The organism is Streptosporangium sp. NPDC002524 (assembly GCF_040295985.1).
In the GTDB taxonomy this organism is placed as follows: Bacteria; Actinomycetota; Actinomycetes; order Streptosporangiales; family Streptosporangiaceae; genus Streptosporangium.
The window spans coordinates 26,725-43,445 of sequence record NZ_JBEOWK010000007.1; the positions used below are offsets into that span (position 1 = coordinate 26,725).

The window sequence follows — 16,721 nt, forward strand, 5'->3', positions numbered from 1 at the left end:
GTCGATAAATAATTCACCCCCCATATAGCTTTGAATCGAGGCAACGGTTATGAAAATTGGACCCGCGGCGACAGGTGCGGCCCTGCTCGCGATCTCCTTCACCCTCTCCGCCTGTGGATCGTCGGAGCCCGCCACCACCGCGGCCCAGCCCAGCGGTGACGCGTCCGCGGCCCCCGCGGCCCCCGCGGGCGGCAAGGTCGGCATCGACTTCCCCCGCACCGACTCCGACTTCTGGAACTCGTACAACAAGTACGTCCCCCAGATGGCGACCGAGCTGGGCGTCGACCTGATGCCGCCGACCAACTCGCAGAACGACGTGGCCAAGCTGGTCGCCAACACCCAGGCCATGACCGGCCAGGGCGCCAAGGTGATCGTGATGGCCCCGCAGGACACCGGCGCCATCGCCTCCACGCTGCAGACGCTGGAGGGCAAGAACATCCCCGTCGTCACCGTGGACACCCGCCCCGACAAGGGCAAGGTCTACATGGTCGTGCGCGCCGACAACAAGGCGTACGGCACGAAGGCGTGCGAGTTCCTCGGCGAGAAGCTCGGCGGCAAGGGCAAGGTCGTCCAGCTCATGGGCGCGCTCTCCTCGATCAACGGCCGTGACCGGGCCGAGGCGTTCCGCGGCTGCATGAAGGACAAGTTCCCCGGCATCACGGTCTTCGAGGAGCCGACCGAGTGGGAGGGCACGAAGGCCGCCTCCATGCTCCAGACCCGTCTTGAGCAGCACCCCGACATCAAGGGCGTCTACATGCACGCCGGAGGCGTCCACCTCGCCCCCACCCTGCAGGTGCTCAAGGCCAAGGGCCTGATCGTGCCGCCGGAGGACCCCAAGCACGTCTTCGTGGTCTCCAACGACGGCATCCCGCAGGAGTTCGAGGCGATCCGCAAGGGCGAGATCGACGCCACGGTCTCCCAGCCGGCCGACCTCTACGCCAAGTACGCGCTCTTCTACGCCAAGGCCGCGTCCGAGGGCAAGACCTTCCAGCCCGGCCCGACCGACCACGACAGCACGATCATCCAGCTGCCGAACGGCCTCGAGGACCAGCTCCCCGCCCCCCTGGTCACCAAGGAGAACGTGGACGACCAGGCTCTCTGGGGTAACCAGGTCAAGTGATGACATCTTCCGTCAAGGCAGTCGAGGCGCTTGGGATCACCAAGCGCTTCGGCCCGACCACCGCGCTCAACGGTGCCGGGATCGCCATCACCGAGGGTGAGACGCACGCGCTCGTCGGCAGGAACGGCGCGGGCAAGTCCACGCTGGTGTCGATCCTGACCGGGCTCCAGCGTCCCGACGAGGGCGAGGTCCGCTTCGCCGGGCAGCCCGCGCCGTCGCCGGCCGACCGGGACGCCTGGCGGCAGAGGGTCGCGTGCGTCTACCAGAAGTCGACGATCATCCCCACCCTGTCCGTCGCGGAGAACCTCTTCCTGAACCGGCAGACAGAGCGGGGCAGGATCAGCTGGCGCAGCCTCCGCACGCGGGCCCGCCAGCTCCTCGAGCAGTACGGCGTGGACGTCGACGCGGAGACGATGGCCGGGGACCTGGGGGTCGAGCAGCGCCAGCTGCTGGAGATCGCCAGGGCCCTGTCGTTCGGCGCCCGGTTCATCATCCTGGACGAGCCCACCGCGCAGCTCGACGGCCCGGCCATCCAGCGGCTCTTCGACCGGATGCGCTCCCTGCGCGAGCAGGGCGTCACGATGATGTTCATCTCCCACCACCTGGAGGAGGTCTACGAGATCTGCCAGAGCGTCTCGGTCTTCCGCGACGCCCGGCACATCGTCACCGCCACGGTCGGCGACCTGCCCCACGACCAGCTCGTGGACGCGATGACCGGCGAGGCCACCGCCGCCTACGAGTACCGCACCCGGACGGTCGCCCCCTCGGCCCCCGTGGTGCTGTCCGCGACGGCGCTCAGCCTCGCCGGGCGGTACGAGGACGTGGACCTGTCCGTCAGGGCGGGGGAGATCGTGGGTCTCGCCGGCTCCGGCAGCAGCGGCAAGGTCGGCCTCGCCGAGACCCTGGTCGGCCTGCACCGGGCAGACACCGGGAAGGTGGCCGTCAACGGCACCGACATCAGGCAGGGCGACGTGCCCTCCGCGCTCCGCGCGGGGCTCGGGTTCGTCCCCCAGGACAGGCACCACCAGGGTTTCGTGCCGCTGCTGTCGATCGCCGAGAACGCGACCATCCCGATCGCGCACAAGCTCGGCCGCTACGGCGCGGTCTCCCCGGCCCGCCGCCGCGAGCGCGGTGCCAAGATGATCGACCTGCTGGACATCAAGACGACGGGCCCCGACCAGCCGGTGGCCGACCTGTCCGGCGGCAACGCCCAGAAGGTGGTGCTGGCCAGGGCGCTCGCCGACGACCCGAACGCGCTCGTGGTCATCAACCCGACCGCCGGGGTGGACGTCAAGGCCAAGCACTCCCTGCTCGGCGCCGTGGAGGACGCGGCCGAACGGGGGGCGGGGGCCGTACTGGTCTCCGACGAGCTCGACGACCTGCGAATCTGCGATCGCGTCCTCGTCATGTTCCACGGCAGGATCGTCAAGGACGTGCCGCGCGGCTGGACCGACAACGAGCTGGTGGCGGCGATGGAAGGTATCGACCACTCATGACCACGACAAAGACCCCCCCGCCCGTGCTGGCGGCCCCGCAGGGCCGCCGCATCCAGCTCGGGCGATTCCGCGACCTCACCCTGGTCCCGGTGATCATCGTTCTGCTGATCGCCGGTTCCTTCGTGGACCCGGTCTTCCTCACCACGGGCAACCTGACCAACGTGCTGCAGCAGCAGTCGGCCCTGGCACTGGTGGTCCTCGCCGAGGCGCTGATCCTGATCGCGGGCAAGTTCGACCTGTCGCTGGAGTCCACGGTCGGCATGGCGCCCGCCGTCGGCGTGATGCTGGTCATCCCGGTGGCGGCCGGAGGGTTCGGCCTGGAGCTGCCCGGCATCCTGGCCATCCCGCTGTGCCTGCTGGTCGGCGGCCTGGTCGGCGCCTTCAACGGCTTCCTGATCCTGCGGTTCCAGCTGTCGGCCTTCATCGTCACGCTGGCCATGATGATCGTCGTGCACGGCCTCCAGCTGGGACTCACCCAGGGCAAGAGCCTGTTCGAGCTGCCCGAGTCGTTCCTCTACCTCGGCAGCGCCAACTGGCTGGGCCTGCCCGCCGCCATCTGGATCACCGGCGTCCTCTTCGCGGTGGCCATCGTCGCCCTCGGCTACTTCCGGGGCGGCCGCTCGCTCTACGCCATCGGCGGCAACGCCGACGCCGCCCGCGCGGCCGGCATCAGGGTCGAGCGGGTCGTCTGGGTCGTCTTCGTCATCGGCGGCATCGTCGCCGCGCTCGCCGGAGTGCTGGAGACCGGCCGCCTGGGCGGCATCAGCGCCAACCAGGGCGTCGGCTGGATCTTCATGGCCTTCGCCGCCGCCGTCATCGGCGGCGTCAGCATGGACGGCGGCAAGGGTACGATCCTCGGCGCCCTCACCGGCGTCCTGGTGATCGGCCTCGTCGAGAACATCCTCACCCTGAAGGGCGTCCCCGGCGAGTGGAAGCAGCTCGTCTACGGCTCGATCATCCTGGTCGCCCTGATGATCAGCCGCCTGGCGGGCGGCAAGGCCCAAGATTGACGCCTTGACGGTGGCGCTCTGAGAGTGGCGCTTTGACAGGGGCGCTCTGAGAGTGGCGCTCTGAGAGTGGCGTAGCCACGTGGACGCGCAGCCCGTACGGAGGAGGAGGCCGTACGGGCGCGAGCCGTGAAGCGATACAAATGCATCAAGCGGCACTAGACACATGAAGCCGTACAGAACGGACGGAGCGAGCGGTGCAGGTCAGCAGGTACGGCTTCGGTACGGCCCCGATCGGGAACCTGTTCTCGGAGGTCGGCGAGGACGCGGCGCGCGCGGCGGTGGACGCGGCCTACGAGGCGGGGATCCGCGTGTTCGACACCGCGCCCCACTACGGGCTCGGCCTGTCGGAACGGCGGCTCGGCGCCGCCCTCGCGGAACGGCCCCGCGACTCCTACACCCTGTCCACCAAGGTCGGCCGCCTGCTCGTGCCCGCCACCGGCGAGGGCCCCTTCGGCCGGGACGACCAGGGCTTCGACGTCCCCGCCGACCTGCGCCGGGTGTGGGACTTCTCGCGCGACGGGGTCCGGCGGTCGCTGGAGGAGAGCCTGGAGCGGCTCGGCCTCGACGTGGTCGACATCGTCCTCATCCACGACCCGGACGACCACTGGGAGCAGGCCGTCTCCGAGGCGTACCCGGCCCTGGCCGAACTGCGCGACCAGGGCGTCGTCAAGGCCGTCGGGGTCGGCATGAACCAGGCGGCGATGCTCGCCCGGTTCGTCCGCGAGACCGGCGTCGACATGGTCATGCTCGCCGGGCGCTACACCCTCCTCGACCAGTCGGGCGAGGACGAGCTGCTGCCGCTGTGCGCCGAGCGCGGCGTCTCGGTGTTCGCCGCCGGGGTGTTCAACAGCGGCCTGCTCGCCACCCACGACCCGTCGGGCACCTACGACTACGCCCCGGCCCCCGGCCCGCTCCTGGACCGCGCCCGCCGCATCGCCGCCGTCTGCGAACGCCACGACGTCACCCTCCCCCAGGCGGCCCTCGCCTTCCCCCTGCGCCACCCGGCCGTCGCGAGCGTCGTCATCGGCGCCCGCTCCGCCACCGAGGTAACCCGCAACGTGGCCCTGACCACCAAGCCCGTCCCGGAAGCCCTGTGGACCGACCTCGCGGCCGAGGGCCTGATCCCCTGACACCCTTCATACTGAAGAGGCTCCGATCACCGTAATGGAGTCGGAGGCGCCAGGAATGGTGCGACGCTCCGATGGTGTGAAGTGGGGAAACGGGTCCGTGAAGCGTTCGTTGACCGCCGGCGTCATTGTCGGCTTTCTGCTTTTCCTGACGTCCTGTACGACGGAAGGATTACCCCAGTCGAATCTCCGGGCAGAGCAGTCAGGTCTTCGAACACAGGAGTCGGATCTTCAGGGACATCGGCCGGACATGCCGACAGCTGTCACGAACGACCATCTCCTGACGGTGGTCGGGAATGCTGCCATGGTTGCCAACCCGGAGCACAAGTTCATCATGGGGGGATCCGAGCTCTGGCCCGTCCTGGGCGGCTACGAGTTTCGGTTCACGGGAATCGCCGCACGACCGTACGCCGGTCCGTCCATCTCTTTCGAGTCGCCCTACTGGGTGAAGATGAGCCCGTCGGGTGAGGTGCGGGACGTCTCCAAACTTCCGCCGACCGGTCTCACCGCCGCCGTCGACGAGTTCGGATCGGGCGCGCGGGGAATTTCCGGTGTCGAGTCCCTGAGCGAGCTCAAGCCGGGGGTGATGACGACTACCGTGATCGAATTCAAGAAGCCGGTGACGGAAAAGAGCCTCGGGCTGGAAAACGGACCGGCAAGAGACGTCTTCCTCTCGCGTGGGCGAGTGGGAGGTGAAGCCATGTACTGGCCTGCCCACGAAGGGTGTTCGGACAAAGGACTGCCCGAGCCGTGCGTCGATTACTCGTCGGTCAGTCAGTTCAGAAGCTGGGTGTCGACGCTGACAGCCGAGGACGAGCCGATCCTGGCCAGGTTCGGGCTGAATCTGGCCGATCTCCGAAGTGCGGCCCATGATGGACTGATATACGGGATCATCGCCAATTTCGCGCCGTACGCCATCCGGAAACACGCGAAGGGGAAGAACGTCCAGGCGGTCTGGATAACGGAGATACGATCGTGTCCCGCCAAAAAGGACTGCCCGTGACCGAGGGCCGTGAAGCCGAACGCCTTTACACCGTGGCGACGCTTGTCCAGGACCTGTGCGGCCGTACCCACGATCTCGCCGAGACGATCTGGCACCGCTTGCAGGACCGGGAGCTTCTGGAGAGCGACGAGCTGGCCGACAGTCTTCGGCAGATGAGCCAGGGCGAGGGCCGTCCGTGGCGGGAGATCCGGGCGGAGTGGAGTTCAAGGAACTCGGAACCGGCCGCCGATGAAGACTGAGGTCTATCTCTCCGTTCTCGCGGAGAGGCAGGCTGAGACGTTGTGCGGAGCGATCTGAGAGCCTCCATCGCTTTCGTCGGCGATCTGGAAGCACGAGGTTGCGCGGCTCTCGGCTCTCGGCTACTGGCTCACCGGAGAGGTCCCGGTGAACCGTCTGTGTGTCAAGCACTTGAGAGCGGCTATGCGCGTCGTGGTCGCGTTCGAGGGCTCGGGGCGTTCGTGGATCCTGATGGTGGGACCTCACGACGAGCGCAACCGGACACATGATGTCTACACCTCGCTGTGGCAGGTGTGCGGGCCGGACGGGCCTCCGGCGGGCGAGCGCACCAAGCCCGCTTGCTGTGACGATGATGGCGCCGGTCCGAACCTGACCGAAATCGACGATCTGGTGACTCGTTGTCGTGATCTTGCCAAGCCGTCTCGTCGTCGTAGGCAAGGAAACTGACTGCCGCGATCACGTCGGCACCGGCCGGGTGTGCTCCTGCCTGCCCCGTTACGACGTTGCTCTCAGCGGTACGCGTCGCCAGGGCTGGTTCTCCAGCCGTGTCTCCGCGTCCAGGCGGCGGGCCAGTTCCACCAGGGTCGTCCCGCACCGGATGTTGGACAGGCCGTGCTCAAGCCCGTACGCCGACATGTCCGCGCGCCGCACGGCGTACCAGCCGCCCCCGACCGCTTCCGCGATCGTCCAGGTGTGTCCGTGGAGCCTCGTCAGTTCCGCCAGGGTCACAGCGGGCTCCCGGCGCCCGGCGCAGGCGGAGCCGCCTCACACAGGCGGGCGTGGTGGAACGCGATCCGCCGCGCGGCCCGGCCGGGTTCGGTCGCCTCCTGCGAGGCGTAGACGGCCCGCCGACGTTCGGCGTTCCAGCCGGTGTGCCACCAGAACCGCTCCCCGTTGGACCACACCACCGGGCCCGCCCCGACCGACACCAGCGCCAGCCCGTAACCGTCGTGAACGTCGGCGCTGATCTCATATCCCGCCAGGGCCTCCCGGAGCCTCTCCGCCGCGTCCACCGCCGCCGACCCGTACATCACGGGCGCGGTCATGACGTACGCCCCATCTGCCTCATTGCGAGGATGAGATCCAGGACTCTCTCCGGTTCATCACACCGGACCGTCTCCGTATCGCCGCCGCGCACAGCCACCAGATAGCAGCCGGAACACGCCCCTATCCTCACGGTGGCGTCCCGGCGGCCTTCGAAGCCGATCACGGCCAGCTCAGGCGGATAGCGGTTCATCCACGACCGAAGCGGAGGACGGTCGGGCCGGACGACCTCAGGGGTGGCGAAAAGCCCGAGACTGATCGTGTGATGGCGGTGGGCACGGATGCCCCGCTCGGTGAGAAGGCGCTGCACGACCGCCAGGGCTTCGTCCTGAGCCTGGACGGTGGCCTCGTCGACGCAAGGCGGGACAGGTTTGCGGTTGTCCATGGGGCGCACCTCTTCGCGATCAGGGAACCCCGTACGGCTTGCACGCCTGCGGAGTTTCGCTTCGTATGACGCTTACCGATGTCATAGTCGAAGTGACTCAGCGCACGGGAAAAGACGCACAGGGTTGTGTCGGAGGCGGCGCAACACATACAACGGATCGCGAGGGCGGACGTGACCGGACAATTGACATCGAAGACCTCGGCGGGCTGGCCGGAGTTCGGCTCCGCCCTGCGGGCATGGCGGGAGCGGCGTGAGCTGAGCCTGCGCGGCCTCGCCGAGAAAATTCGGTGGGACTACTCGCTCATCGCCAGGTGGGAACAGGGGAAGAACCGGCCGTCCTTCGAGGCGATCACGCTTCTCGACAGCGAACTCGGTGCGGGGGGCGAACTCACGGCACAGGCGCTTCGTGCGGCCATGGCCGAGACCGATCGACTGCGAAGGGGTACCGTCGAAGCAGTCGATGCAAAAGCCTCAACGCGGGACAGGGATGAGGACATGGAGCGTAGACGACTGATGCGGGACGCCGCCGCTGTCGCTGTCGGCGGCGCGGTGGCGCCCGTGCTGGCCACGCTGACGGACGCCTGGCAGGCGTCCGACCCCCGCATCTCCGGTGCGAGCGTGTCACAAGAGATGATCGACGACTGGGAGGACGCCGCCGACCTCCATGCCAGGCGGGCGTACGTCGATCCGCCCGCCGTCGTCCTCGCCGGGCTGGCCGCCGACTTCGCCGACATGGCGCCTCACCTGAGCCGGGCTCAGCCCGAGCCGGTGCAGCGCGACCTCGCTCACGCCGCCGCACGACACGCGTCCCTGATCGCCGGAAAGTGGTTCGACCTGGGCAATCGCCGCGAGGCGCGACGCTGGTGGGGAAAGACCCGAACCTTGAGCGAGCGCTCCGGGGACACCTTGCTGGCAGCCTGGCTGACCGGCAGGGAAGCCGCCTATCGAAGGACTGACCTGAGTGAAGATCTCAGCGATGTGCTTCTTGTGGCTCAGCGGGCTCGTCGCCTTGCCGGAGACCGCCCCAGCGCACCACTCGTGATCGCCCTCAGTGCTGAGGCTCAAACCCTCGCGATGTTGGGTCACCACGTCGAAGCGATCACCGCACTACGTCGCGCCGAGGACGTGTTCGACCAACTTCCATCCACTCCTGTCGGCCTGGATCCTCATTGGATGTACTTCGATCGGAGTCTGATCTATACACTCGCCGACGATGCCCAGCGCGCTACCGAGGCACAAAGCGCCGCCGAAGAGCTCTATTCGTCGGGGCATCATGGAACCGTCACGATGGCCCTGCACAGCGCGGCACTGCATGCCCGTACGGATCCGGAACAGGGCGCGCGGCAGGCGTTGAGGCTCGTGGAGGAGCTTCCGGTCGCCCGGCGGGACGCACGGATCAGTGCAACGGCTCGCATCGTGTTGGATGCCGCTCCAGAGAAGGCGCGCGCCCTGCCCGCCGTACGGGAACTGCGTGCTCTGACGACGGGTTATCGCTCAGCCTGATCCTCTGCTTCCTCACCGTCAATCGCCCAGAAAAGAGAGGGTTCTGGTCGCGGGCGCCTATTTTCGTGCCCATCGCAGCCGTTCGCGTATCGGATCGTCAGGGGGACGGCGCGGCGAGAGCCTTCGGGTCTTGAGAAGGCTATGCCGACGCGAGTTCGGACCCTGCGGCCTCCAGGCTCGCGAACTTGGCGCGGATACGCTGCTCGGGGTCTAAGACTTCGTCGACGCTTCGGATGATGCCGTTGAGGAAGTCCTCAACGGCAGACGAAAGATCTTCTCTCACCCTGCTGCGTGTCCACCGGTCAATGATTCGATCGTCCTTGGCCAGCGTGAGCACTACTTCCCTGCCCTGGAACCTGTCCTCCACGAACTCCCGCATCTCATCTGTCGACGCAAAGGTGATCGTGGAAGCCTCGTCGCCCTCCTCGGGTTCAAGGCGCACGTAGGCCCAGGCGGAGAGGCCGTGAGAACTCTCCAGGACCTGGGTGAACAACACCAGGTGGCCGCTCAGGCGGAAGGTTCCTGTCAGCGGGATCTCGTACTCGTGCCAAACGTCGAGTTCCGTCGCCTCCGGCCTGGGCTGCCAAGGAAATTGTCCACGTTTGATCATTGAGTCCAGATTCATCTGCTTTACCTCCCGTCTTCCATGTGCCCATTGAAGCACTCGACGAAGCTCTTCGTCGCCGTGGGGGGCCAGGGGATCCTCTGCACGTTGAGAGGATCTTCCGCTGGCCAGATTACCGAGACGTGCTGGCCGGCGGCGTCACACTTCGCGCGTATGCGCCCTGGTGTGTGAACCACGGCGAATCCTCCGCTTCGGAGCCTACCTGCCGTGGTGCGCCTTACTGCGGCCAGCTCAAGATCTCTGGCGCTTATTATTTTTTCGCCGGTATCGGCTAGCGGCTTCCACGGAGAGCTGACCGGTCAAAAGGGACACTTCTCGCTCTATCTCGTACCTTGGCTCATTGAAGAAACGGTCCATGTCGAACGTGTGATGAGTAAGTATCGTGTCGTCTGATATGCACAACCAAGGTGTTTCGGTCGCCGTGCATGCTTTTCTTCGCACATAGGAGCTGTCGGGCTCTCGCATGCCGACCAAGATTATAGATCGGGTTTCGGAGTGTCATAAAATCGCTACAGAATCTTAAAGGCCCTTTCGGGGAGTGATATAAAAATAATTTAAAAATTCTATAGAATCCTTTTTGTATAGACTTAATGGGATTTCAGAGTCGAGGTCTTGCGGTCTGCGTGATCGCCGAGGCCGGTTTCAGTTCCCCGGCGTGTCTTCCTCGATGGTCCAGTGGACGCCGTGGGGGACGAGGAAGTTTAGGAAGCCGGTTGCGTCGTAGGCCTGGGCGGGGGTGAGCACGCCTGGCTTGGCCGGGTCGGTGACCAGGCGACGGGCGCTCTCGACGGCGATCACCGCGGTGGTGCCGTAGGTGTCGGGACCCTCCACCACGCCGCGGCCGTGGCGGCCGTCGGCGGCGACGGCGTCGATCACGTAGGTGAATCGCTGGGTGCGGCGGCCCTCCTCGGTGGGGCCCTCGGGCAGCCTGGCGATGATCTCCGGGTCGATCGGGTCGCTCAGCTGGGCGCTCAGCGCGGCCTCGACCAGTCCCTCGACATGCCGGACCTGGACGTGGCGCGGAATGGTCACGACCTCCGGCAGGGGGAACGTCGCCACCGGGACCGCCTCCGAGCCGCCGAGCAGGATGATCGACGTGTGCCTGGCCGGGAGACCGGCACGCCAGTCACCGTCGTCGTAGACCAGGCCCCCCGCCTTGATGATGTCCATGCTCTCGATCACCGACCGGAGCGTTCCGCGGGACGGCCCGCCGCCTCCGGTGATGACATGGACACCGGCGATCTCCTCGAGCGGCCCGAGGCGCGCGGCGAGGAGACCGGCGATCAGGTCCACCGGAACGCAGGCATCGTTCGCGGCGGGAACGACGGTGACCCCGGCGGCCTCCGCCTCCGCCCCGAAGGTGTCGAAGATCTCCTTGATGTACGGCTGTTCTCCGGCGGTGTCGACGTAGTGGCGGCCCGCGGCGATCGCGGCCAGGACCACCGCCGCGCCCGTCGGGGTGAAGGGACCCGCGCAGTTGACGACCGCGTCGGCCTCCCGGAAGGCGGCGACAAGGGCGTCGTGGTCGTCGACGGCGGCCGGTCGTACGTCCGCGCCGGACAGGCCGACGACGGCGGCGGCCCCGCGCAGGCGCGTGATGTCGCGGCCGACCAGCACGACGTCGAGGCCGCGCCGGACGGCTTCGGCGAGAACGAGCTTGCCCTGGTAACCGTTTGCGCCGTAGATGGCGAGCTTCATGTGGGTCTCCTGCTCGGGATTGCCGGTCGCGTCTCACCGTAGGGACGCACGCCGAGACGACCAATGCGCCAGAAGCTTCGCTGTTTGCTTTATCGTCTTTGGAATGGATGTCCTGTCCGATGTGATCACCACCATGCGCGCCGGGCTGCCGCACTCGGCACGCGTGCGCCGCACCGTCCCGTTCGGCAGGAGGTTCCCTGCGAGCGGCGGGGCGGGATTCCACGCGCTCCTCCAAGGGGCGGGCTGGCTGATCCCCCAGGCCGGTGATCCCGTCGCTCTGGAGCCGGGCGATGTGGTGTTCCTGCCTCGCGGTAGCGCACACGGGCTCGCCGACAGCCTGTCCACCCCGTTGCTCGACGTGAGCCCGTCCACCCCGTTGCTCGACGTGCCGGCGTCGTCGGCGGAGATCCGGCCCGGCCCGGACGAGGTCCGGGCGCCGGCCGGTGGCCCGGTCACGGTCATGCTCTGCGGGGCCTACCTGCTCGACCGCTCCCGCGCGCATCCGCTCATGGAGGAGCTGCCGGAAGTCGTCCACCTGCCGACCACGGGCGGCCACCGTTCCGAGCTGCGCGCGGCGTTGGACCTTCTCGGCGGCGAGCTGGAGAGATCCCGTCCGGGAACCGACGCGATGGTGCCCGCGCTGCTGGACATGCTCCTGCTGCACATCCTGCGCGCCTGGCTCGACGAACGATCGCGGGAGGGCGCCGCCACCGGCTGGAGCGCGGCGCTGCACGATCCGGCGGTCGCGACCGCCCTGCGGGCCATCCACGACGAGCCCGGACGGCAGTGGAGCGTCGAGGAGCTGGGCAGGCACGCGGGCCTGTCCCGCGCGGCCTTCGCCCGCCGGTTCACGGCCCTGGTCGGCCGGCCGCCCCTGGCGTACCTCACGTGGTGGCGCATGACCATCGCCGCCCGGCTCCTGCGCGACTCCGACGCGCCGTCGAACGCGGTGGCCGGGCAGGTCGGATACACCTCGGAGTTCTCGTTCGCCCACGCGTTCAAGCGCACGTACGGCAGGCCCCCCGGCGCCTACCGCAGGCAGGTCCGGGGGCGAGCGGGCTCCTAGCGCCGCGCCACGAACACGAGCTCCCCGCCCGGCCGGTCGGGTGCGTCGCGTACGTCCTCGACGGCGAAGCCGTGCTCGCGCAGGTCCCGCTCGATCTCCGTGCGTTCGCGGAAGCGAAGCGTCGATTCCGAGGTCAGCACCTCCCCGTCCGCGGCGAACACGTGCGTGCCCCGGAAGCTCACCAGCGGCAGGCTCACGTCCGTCGGCTCGGCCCAGGTCTCGACGCGGCCCACGCCTGGGATGTCCGTCACGCGGTACGTGGTCTCGCGCGTCCACCGCGCCCACTCCTCCCACACGCGCCGCGCCGGATCGCGCGTCTCGAAGACGAGCCGGCCGCCGGGCCGCAGCGCCTCGTACGCGCCGCGCAGCGTCCCGCGCCACGCCCGCGGATCGGTGATCGCCTGGGCGGCGTTCCCGGTCATCGTCACCAGGTCGACCCGCATGGGCGGCAGGTCCCCCGCGTCGCCGTCGAGCCAGCGCACCCGCTCCGCGCCCGGCTTGCCGCGCGCGACGTCGACGGACGCCCGCGCGGGGTCGATCCCGGTGACCGTGATCCCGCGCTCGGCGAGCAGCAGCGCGAACACGCCCGTACCGCACCCGATGTCCAGCACCGACCGCGCGCCGAACTCCGCCGCCATCGCGAGGTACGCGTCGAGATCGCCGCGGTCCGGATCGAGCGGGTCGTAGATCGCGGCGAGGCGCGGATGCCCGAAGGCTGCGTCAACCATGAAGACGAACGTATGTGACCCCGGGCCCGCGCCGCACGCCACTACCACCGGCATTCGGCGGCCGACGCGGATCCCGCCCAGCCTTGGGAGCGCCGTCAAGGACGTCAGGTCTGACCTGTGGGTTTGTGACGGGTCGGCGGACGCCGGCTACGACGCGTCGGTTCCCGGAACGGGTGCCGGTCCGGCACCGGCCGGTTCGCGCCGGTGTCTCGCGGCCAGTTCGCCGAGAAGTTTCCAGGTGCGGCGCTCGTCCTCGGCGGAGCCGATCGCGGTCTGGGTGTAGACGAGTTCGGTCACGCCCGCTTCGAAGTACGCGGCCACCTGGTCCGCGAGCAGCTCCTCGTCCCCGATCGCGACCAGGTCGGCGGGGTGGCCGACACCCTCGCGGTCCAGTGCCGCGCGATAGGACGGGATGGTCCCGTAGTACTCCATGTTCTTCTCCGCGCGGGCCCGGGCGCCCGCCACGTCGGCGGTCACCACGCCGGAGACGATCGCGGCGACCCGGGGCGCCGGGCGACCGGCCGCCTCCGCGTACCGGGTGATGGTCGGCACGGTGTACCCGGCCAGTGTGCGCGGGCCGGACAGGATCGGCAGCGCGCCGTCGGCGAGCTCGCCCGCGGCGCGCAGGGTCTGCTCGCCCGCCGCCGCGACCAGGACCGGCACCCGCGGCCGCGCGCCCGGCACCTTCACCGGCAGGGGGGTTTTGGCGACCAGCGTCTCGCCGTTCAGGTTCGCGGTGCCGTTCTCGAAGAGGTCGCGCAGCACCTCCAGGTACTCCCGCAGATGCCGGACCCTGGGGTGCGGCGCGATCCCGTACGCCTCCTCGACGAACGACCTGATCGACATCCCGACGCCCAGCGTGAAGCGCCCGTCGCCGGCCGCCTGCGCGGTCTGGGCCTGCATCGACATCGCGATCGGGTGACGGGGGTAGATCGGCACGATCGCGGTGCCGACGTCGATGCCGGGCACCTCGCGCGCGGCCAGCGCGGCCACCGTGACGGCGTCGTGGTCGAACCGCTGGGTGAACCAGGCCGAGGTCAGCCCCGCGTCGGCGAGTTCCCGCACCTCGCCGATCAGGGTGTCGACGGAGTTGGCTTCGGCGGACAGCCGCGTGTGATCGGTGGGCAGTGCGACACCGATGCGCATGGCGTACTCCAATCGTTCGGCCGGGGACCCGGCCAGAAATCTTTACTCGGTCAATATATTGCCTGAGGAAAGTATTCAGGTCCCGGTTCCCCTTCGAGCCCGTGGTCGCGGGTCCTCCGTCCGGCGGCCCGGGGCTTCCTCGGGGCGGAAATCTTTTCGAAGGACGGTCGATCCCGTCGGACGCCGTTCGTGTAGGGGGCGAGAAGCCGGCACGGTGCCGGTGGGTAGCCGATGGGATCGCGAAGATGAGGAAGATCGTTGTAGTCGAACACCTCACCCTCGACGGGGTGATGCAGGCACCGGGCGCGCCGGACGAGGACGTGCGCGGCGGGTTCGAGCACGGCGGCTGGGCGGCGCCCGGCAACGACGCGGTGATGGGCGGTGAGATGGCGAAGGGGATGGGCGGCTCCGAGCTGCTGTTCGGGAGGCTGACCTACGAGAGGTTCCACTCCTTCTGGCCGAACCAGCCGGCCCCCAACCCGTTCACCGAGGTGCTGAACAACACTCGCAAGTACGTCGCGTCGACGACGCTGACCGGGCCTCTCCCGTGGGTCAACTCCACGCTGCTGGCGGGTGACGCCACGAAGGCCGTGGCGGAGCTCAAGAAGGAGCCGGGCGCGGACATCGCGGTGCTCGGCAGCGGGGAACTCGTCCGGTCGCTGATGCGGCACGACCTCGTCGACGTGTACAAACTCATGATCCACCCGCTGGTCCTGGGGTCGGGCCGGCGTCTCTTCCCCGAGGGCGGCCCGCTCGCGGGGCTGAGGCTCACCGACTCCGTCACGACCACCACCGGTGTGGTGATCGCGACCTACCGGCCGTGAGCCCGGCGCCGTTCGTGTGATGGGTAGGAAGGCGGCGACGGTGTCGCACCAGTTCAGAAGGGACGCGTGATGAAGCGGTATCTGCTCAGCATCTACCAGCCCGACGGAGGTTCCCTCGCCCCCGAGGCGCTGGAGCCGATCACCCGGAACCTGGAGACCCTGGAGCGGGAGATGAAGGCCGCCGGCGCGTGGGTCTTCTCCGGGGGCCTGCACTCCCCGGACACGGCGACCGTGGTCCGGGTCAAGGACGGCGACACGCTCATGACCGACGGCCCGTTCGCCGAGGGCAAGGAACACCTCGGCGGGTTCACGGTCGTCAGGGCGCCCGACCTCGACGCGGCGCTCGAATGGGGTCGCAGGCTCGCCCTGGCGATCGGCCTCCTGCCCATCGAGGTGCGGCCGTTCCAGGGCGAGGCGGACGGCTGACGTCCGCCGTGCCGGAAGTCCCCGCCGCGGAGATCGACCGCGTGTTCCGTGCCGAGTACGGGCGCGCGGTCGCGGTCCTGGTGCGTTTCCTCGGCGACATCGACCTCGCCGAGGAGGCGGTCCAGGACGCGTTCACCGTGGCGGTGGACCGGTGGCCCTCCACCGGCCTGCCGCCGAGCCCGGCGGGGTGGATCATCACGACCGCCCGCAACCGGGCGATCGACCGCTTCCGGCGGGAGGAGACCCGCCGGGACCGCCATGCCCAGGCGGCCCTGCTGCACGCCCCGCACCCCGACGACGAACCGCTGGAGGAGGGCGCCGTGCGCGACGACCGGCTCCGCCTGATCTTCACCTGCTGCCACCCCGCGCTCGCCGTCAACGCCCAGGTCGCGCTGACGCTGCGGCTGCTGGGCGGGCTCACCACCGCCGAGATCGCCAGGTCCTTCCTGGTGCCCGAGCCGACCATGGCCCAGCGCCTGGTCCGGGCCAAGAACAAGATCCGCGACGCGGGGATCCCGTACCGCGTCCCGGCCGGGGCCGATCTCCCGGACCGGCTGCGGGCCGTCCTGGCCGTGGTGTACCTCGTCTTCAACGAGGGCCACACGGCGAGCTCGGGCGAGCGGCTGGTCCGCGAGGACCTCTGCGCGGAGGCCGTCCGGCTGGGACGCCTCCTGGCCGCGCTCATGCCCGACGAACCCGAGGTCATGGGGCTGCTCGCGCTCATGCTGCTCGTCGAGTCCCGCCGGGCCGCCCGCACCACCCCGGACGGCGCCCTGGTGCTGCTGGCGGACCAGGACCGGAGCCGCTGGGACCGCGACCTGATCGCCGAGGGACAGGACATCGTCCGGTGGTGCCTCCGGCGCGACCGGCCGGGCCCGTACCAGATCCAGGCCGCGATCAACGCCGTCCACAGCGACGCGCCGACCGCGGCCCTCACCGACTGGTGGCAGATCCTGGCGCTGTACGACCGGCTCCTGGCCCTGGCCCCCAACCCGGTCGTGGCGCTCAACCGCGCGGTCGCGGTGGCCGAGCTCGACGGTCCGGGGGCGGCGCTCACCCTGGTCGACGGTCTCGACCTGGGCGGCTACCACCTGTTCCACGCCGTCCGCGCCGACCTGCTCCGGCGTCTGGGCCGCACCGCCGAGGCGGCGCGGGCCTACGAGGAGGCGATCGCCCTCACCCGCAACGCGGCCGAACGCGACTTCCTGCGCCGCAACCGCCAGGCGCTCCTTTGACCCAGGCGCGCACCCGAGTCGGGCGCGTTCGTACCGGACCCCCGCCGG

19 protein-coding genes are annotated in these 16,721 nt (G+C 69.0%); 12 read left to right on the top strand and 7 right to left on the bottom strand.

Features of this window, described 5'->3' with window-relative positions; translation table 11 throughout:
- Positions 1-49: 49 nt before the first annotated feature.
- From ABT053_RS13710 to ABT053_RS13740, 7 genes are all read left to right on the top strand, one after another.
- A complete protein-coding gene (locus ABT053_RS13710; RefSeq protein ID WP_350969307.1) occupies positions 50-1,120 on the top strand; it encodes a sugar ABC transporter substrate-binding protein in 1,071 nt (356 codons plus the stop codon).
- Positions 1,120-2,616, top strand: coding sequence for a sugar ABC transporter ATP-binding protein (locus ABT053_RS13715; protein WP_350969308.1), 1,497 nt, complete (start codon positions 1,120-1,122; stop codon positions 2,614-2,616). The genes ABT053_RS13710 and ABT053_RS13715 overlap by 1 nt, the downstream gene beginning before the upstream one ends.
- Positions 2,613-3,626 (top strand): ABC transporter permease, encoded by a 1,014-nt coding sequence (locus ABT053_RS13720; protein WP_350969309.1) that lies wholly within the window; start codon positions 2,613-2,615, stop codon positions 3,624-3,626. Before ABT053_RS13715 ends, ABT053_RS13720 begins: the two co-directional genes overlap by 4 nt.
- Positions 3,627-3,820: 194 nt before the next feature.
- A complete protein-coding gene (locus ABT053_RS13725; protein ID WP_350969310.1) occupies positions 3,821-4,756 on the top strand; it encodes an aldo/keto reductase in 936 nt (311 codons plus the stop codon).
- 97 nt (positions 4,757-4,853) lie between these two features.
- On the top strand, positions 4,854-5,756 hold the full coding sequence (locus ABT053_RS13730) for a hypothetical protein (protein ID WP_350969311.1): 903 nt from the start codon (positions 4,854-4,856) through the stop codon (positions 5,754-5,756).
- Positions 5,753-5,995 (top strand): hypothetical protein, encoded by a 243-nt coding sequence (locus tag ABT053_RS13735; RefSeq protein ID WP_350969312.1) that lies wholly within the window; start codon positions 5,753-5,755, stop codon positions 5,993-5,995. Before ABT053_RS13730 ends, ABT053_RS13735 begins: the two co-directional genes overlap by 4 nt.
- Before the next feature lie 181 nt (positions 5,996-6,176).
- The gene (locus ABT053_RS13740) at positions 6,177-6,440 is read left to right on the top strand and encodes a hypothetical protein (RefSeq protein WP_350969313.1); all 264 of its coding nucleotides are present in this window, start codon (positions 6,177-6,179) and stop codon (positions 6,438-6,440) included.
- Positions 6,441-6,488: 48 nt separating this feature from the next.
- Here ABT053_RS13740 and ABT053_RS13745 read toward each other — a convergent pair whose 3' ends face one another.
- From ABT053_RS13745 to ABT053_RS13755, 3 genes are read right to left on the bottom strand one after another with little or no spacing between them, the layout of a single operon-like run.
- Positions 6,489-6,722 (bottom strand): hypothetical protein, encoded by a 234-nt coding sequence (locus ABT053_RS13745; protein ID WP_350969314.1) that lies wholly within the window; start codon positions 6,720-6,722, stop codon positions 6,489-6,491.
- Positions 6,719-7,039: a hypothetical protein gene (locus ABT053_RS13750; RefSeq protein WP_350969315.1), complete on the bottom strand. Its 321-nt coding sequence runs from the start codon at positions 7,037-7,039 to the stop codon at positions 6,719-6,721. Before ABT053_RS13750 ends, ABT053_RS13745 begins: the two co-directional genes overlap by 4 nt.
- The gene (locus ABT053_RS13755) at positions 7,036-7,422 is read right to left on the bottom strand and encodes a hypothetical protein (RefSeq protein ID WP_350969316.1); all 387 of its coding nucleotides are present in this window, start codon (positions 7,420-7,422) and stop codon (positions 7,036-7,038) included. The genes ABT053_RS13750 and ABT053_RS13755 overlap by 4 nt, the downstream gene beginning before the upstream one ends.
- A 171-nt stretch (positions 7,423-7,593) precedes the next feature.
- On the opposite strand from ABT053_RS13755, the gene ABT053_RS13760 reads away from it, so the two are divergent.
- Positions 7,594-8,925: a helix-turn-helix domain-containing protein gene (locus ABT053_RS13760; protein ID WP_350969318.1), complete on the top strand. Its 1,332-nt coding sequence runs from the start codon at positions 7,594-7,596 to the stop codon at positions 8,923-8,925.
- A 139-nt stretch (positions 8,926-9,064) separates the two neighbouring features.
- Here the strand turns inward: ABT053_RS13760 and ABT053_RS13765 are convergent, their stop codons facing one another.
- Positions 9,065-9,550: a hypothetical protein gene (locus ABT053_RS13765; protein WP_350969319.1), complete on the bottom strand. Its 486-nt coding sequence runs from the start codon at positions 9,548-9,550 to the stop codon at positions 9,065-9,067.
- Positions 9,551-10,192: 642 nt separating this feature from the next.
- On the bottom strand, positions 10,193-11,248 hold the full coding sequence (locus ABT053_RS13770; protein ID WP_350969321.1) for a saccharopine dehydrogenase family protein: 1,056 nt from the start codon (positions 11,246-11,248) through the stop codon (positions 10,193-10,195).
- A 103-nt stretch (positions 11,249-11,351) separates the two neighbouring features.
- On the opposite strand from ABT053_RS13770, the gene ABT053_RS13775 reads away from it, so the two are divergent.
- The gene (locus ABT053_RS13775) at positions 11,352-12,314 is read left to right on the top strand and encodes an AraC family transcriptional regulator (RefSeq protein ID WP_350969322.1); all 963 of its coding nucleotides are present in this window, start codon (positions 11,352-11,354) and stop codon (positions 12,312-12,314) included.
- On the opposite strand, the gene ABT053_RS13780 is transcribed toward ABT053_RS13775, so the two are convergent.
- Positions 12,311-13,042: a class I SAM-dependent methyltransferase gene (locus ABT053_RS13780; RefSeq protein WP_350969323.1), complete on the bottom strand. Its 732-nt coding sequence runs from the start codon at positions 13,040-13,042 to the stop codon at positions 12,311-12,313. The two genes, ABT053_RS13775 and ABT053_RS13780, sit on opposite strands and share 4 nt — an antisense overlap.
- A 147-nt stretch (positions 13,043-13,189) precedes the next feature.
- Positions 13,190-14,188 carry a TIGR03564 family F420-dependent LLM class oxidoreductase gene (locus tag ABT053_RS13785; protein WP_350969324.1) on the bottom strand — a complete coding sequence of 333 codons (999 nt, stop codon included), beginning with the start codon at positions 14,186-14,188 and terminating at the stop codon, positions 13,190-13,192.
- Between the two features lie 245 nt (positions 14,189-14,433).
- On the opposite strand from ABT053_RS13785, the gene ABT053_RS13790 reads away from it, so the two are divergent.
- The 3 genes from ABT053_RS13790 (at position 14,434) to ABT053_RS13800 (ending at position 16,673) form a co-directional block, all read left to right on the top strand.
- Positions 14,434-15,012, top strand: a complete 579-nt coding sequence (locus tag ABT053_RS13790) for a dihydrofolate reductase family protein (protein WP_350969325.1) — start codon at positions 14,434-14,436, stop codon at positions 15,010-15,012.
- A gap of 69 nt (positions 15,013-15,081) precedes the next feature.
- Positions 15,082-15,438 carry a YciI family protein gene (locus tag ABT053_RS13795; RefSeq protein ID WP_350969326.1) on the top strand — a complete coding sequence of 119 codons (357 nt, stop codon included), beginning with the start codon at positions 15,082-15,084 and terminating at the stop codon, positions 15,436-15,438.
- 8 nt (positions 15,439-15,446) lie between these two features.
- Positions 15,447-16,673: an RNA polymerase sigma factor gene (locus ABT053_RS13800; protein ID WP_350969327.1), complete on the top strand. Its 1,227-nt coding sequence runs from the start codon at positions 15,447-15,449 to the stop codon at positions 16,671-16,673.
- The last annotated feature ends 48 nt before the right edge of the window (positions 16,674-16,721 follow it).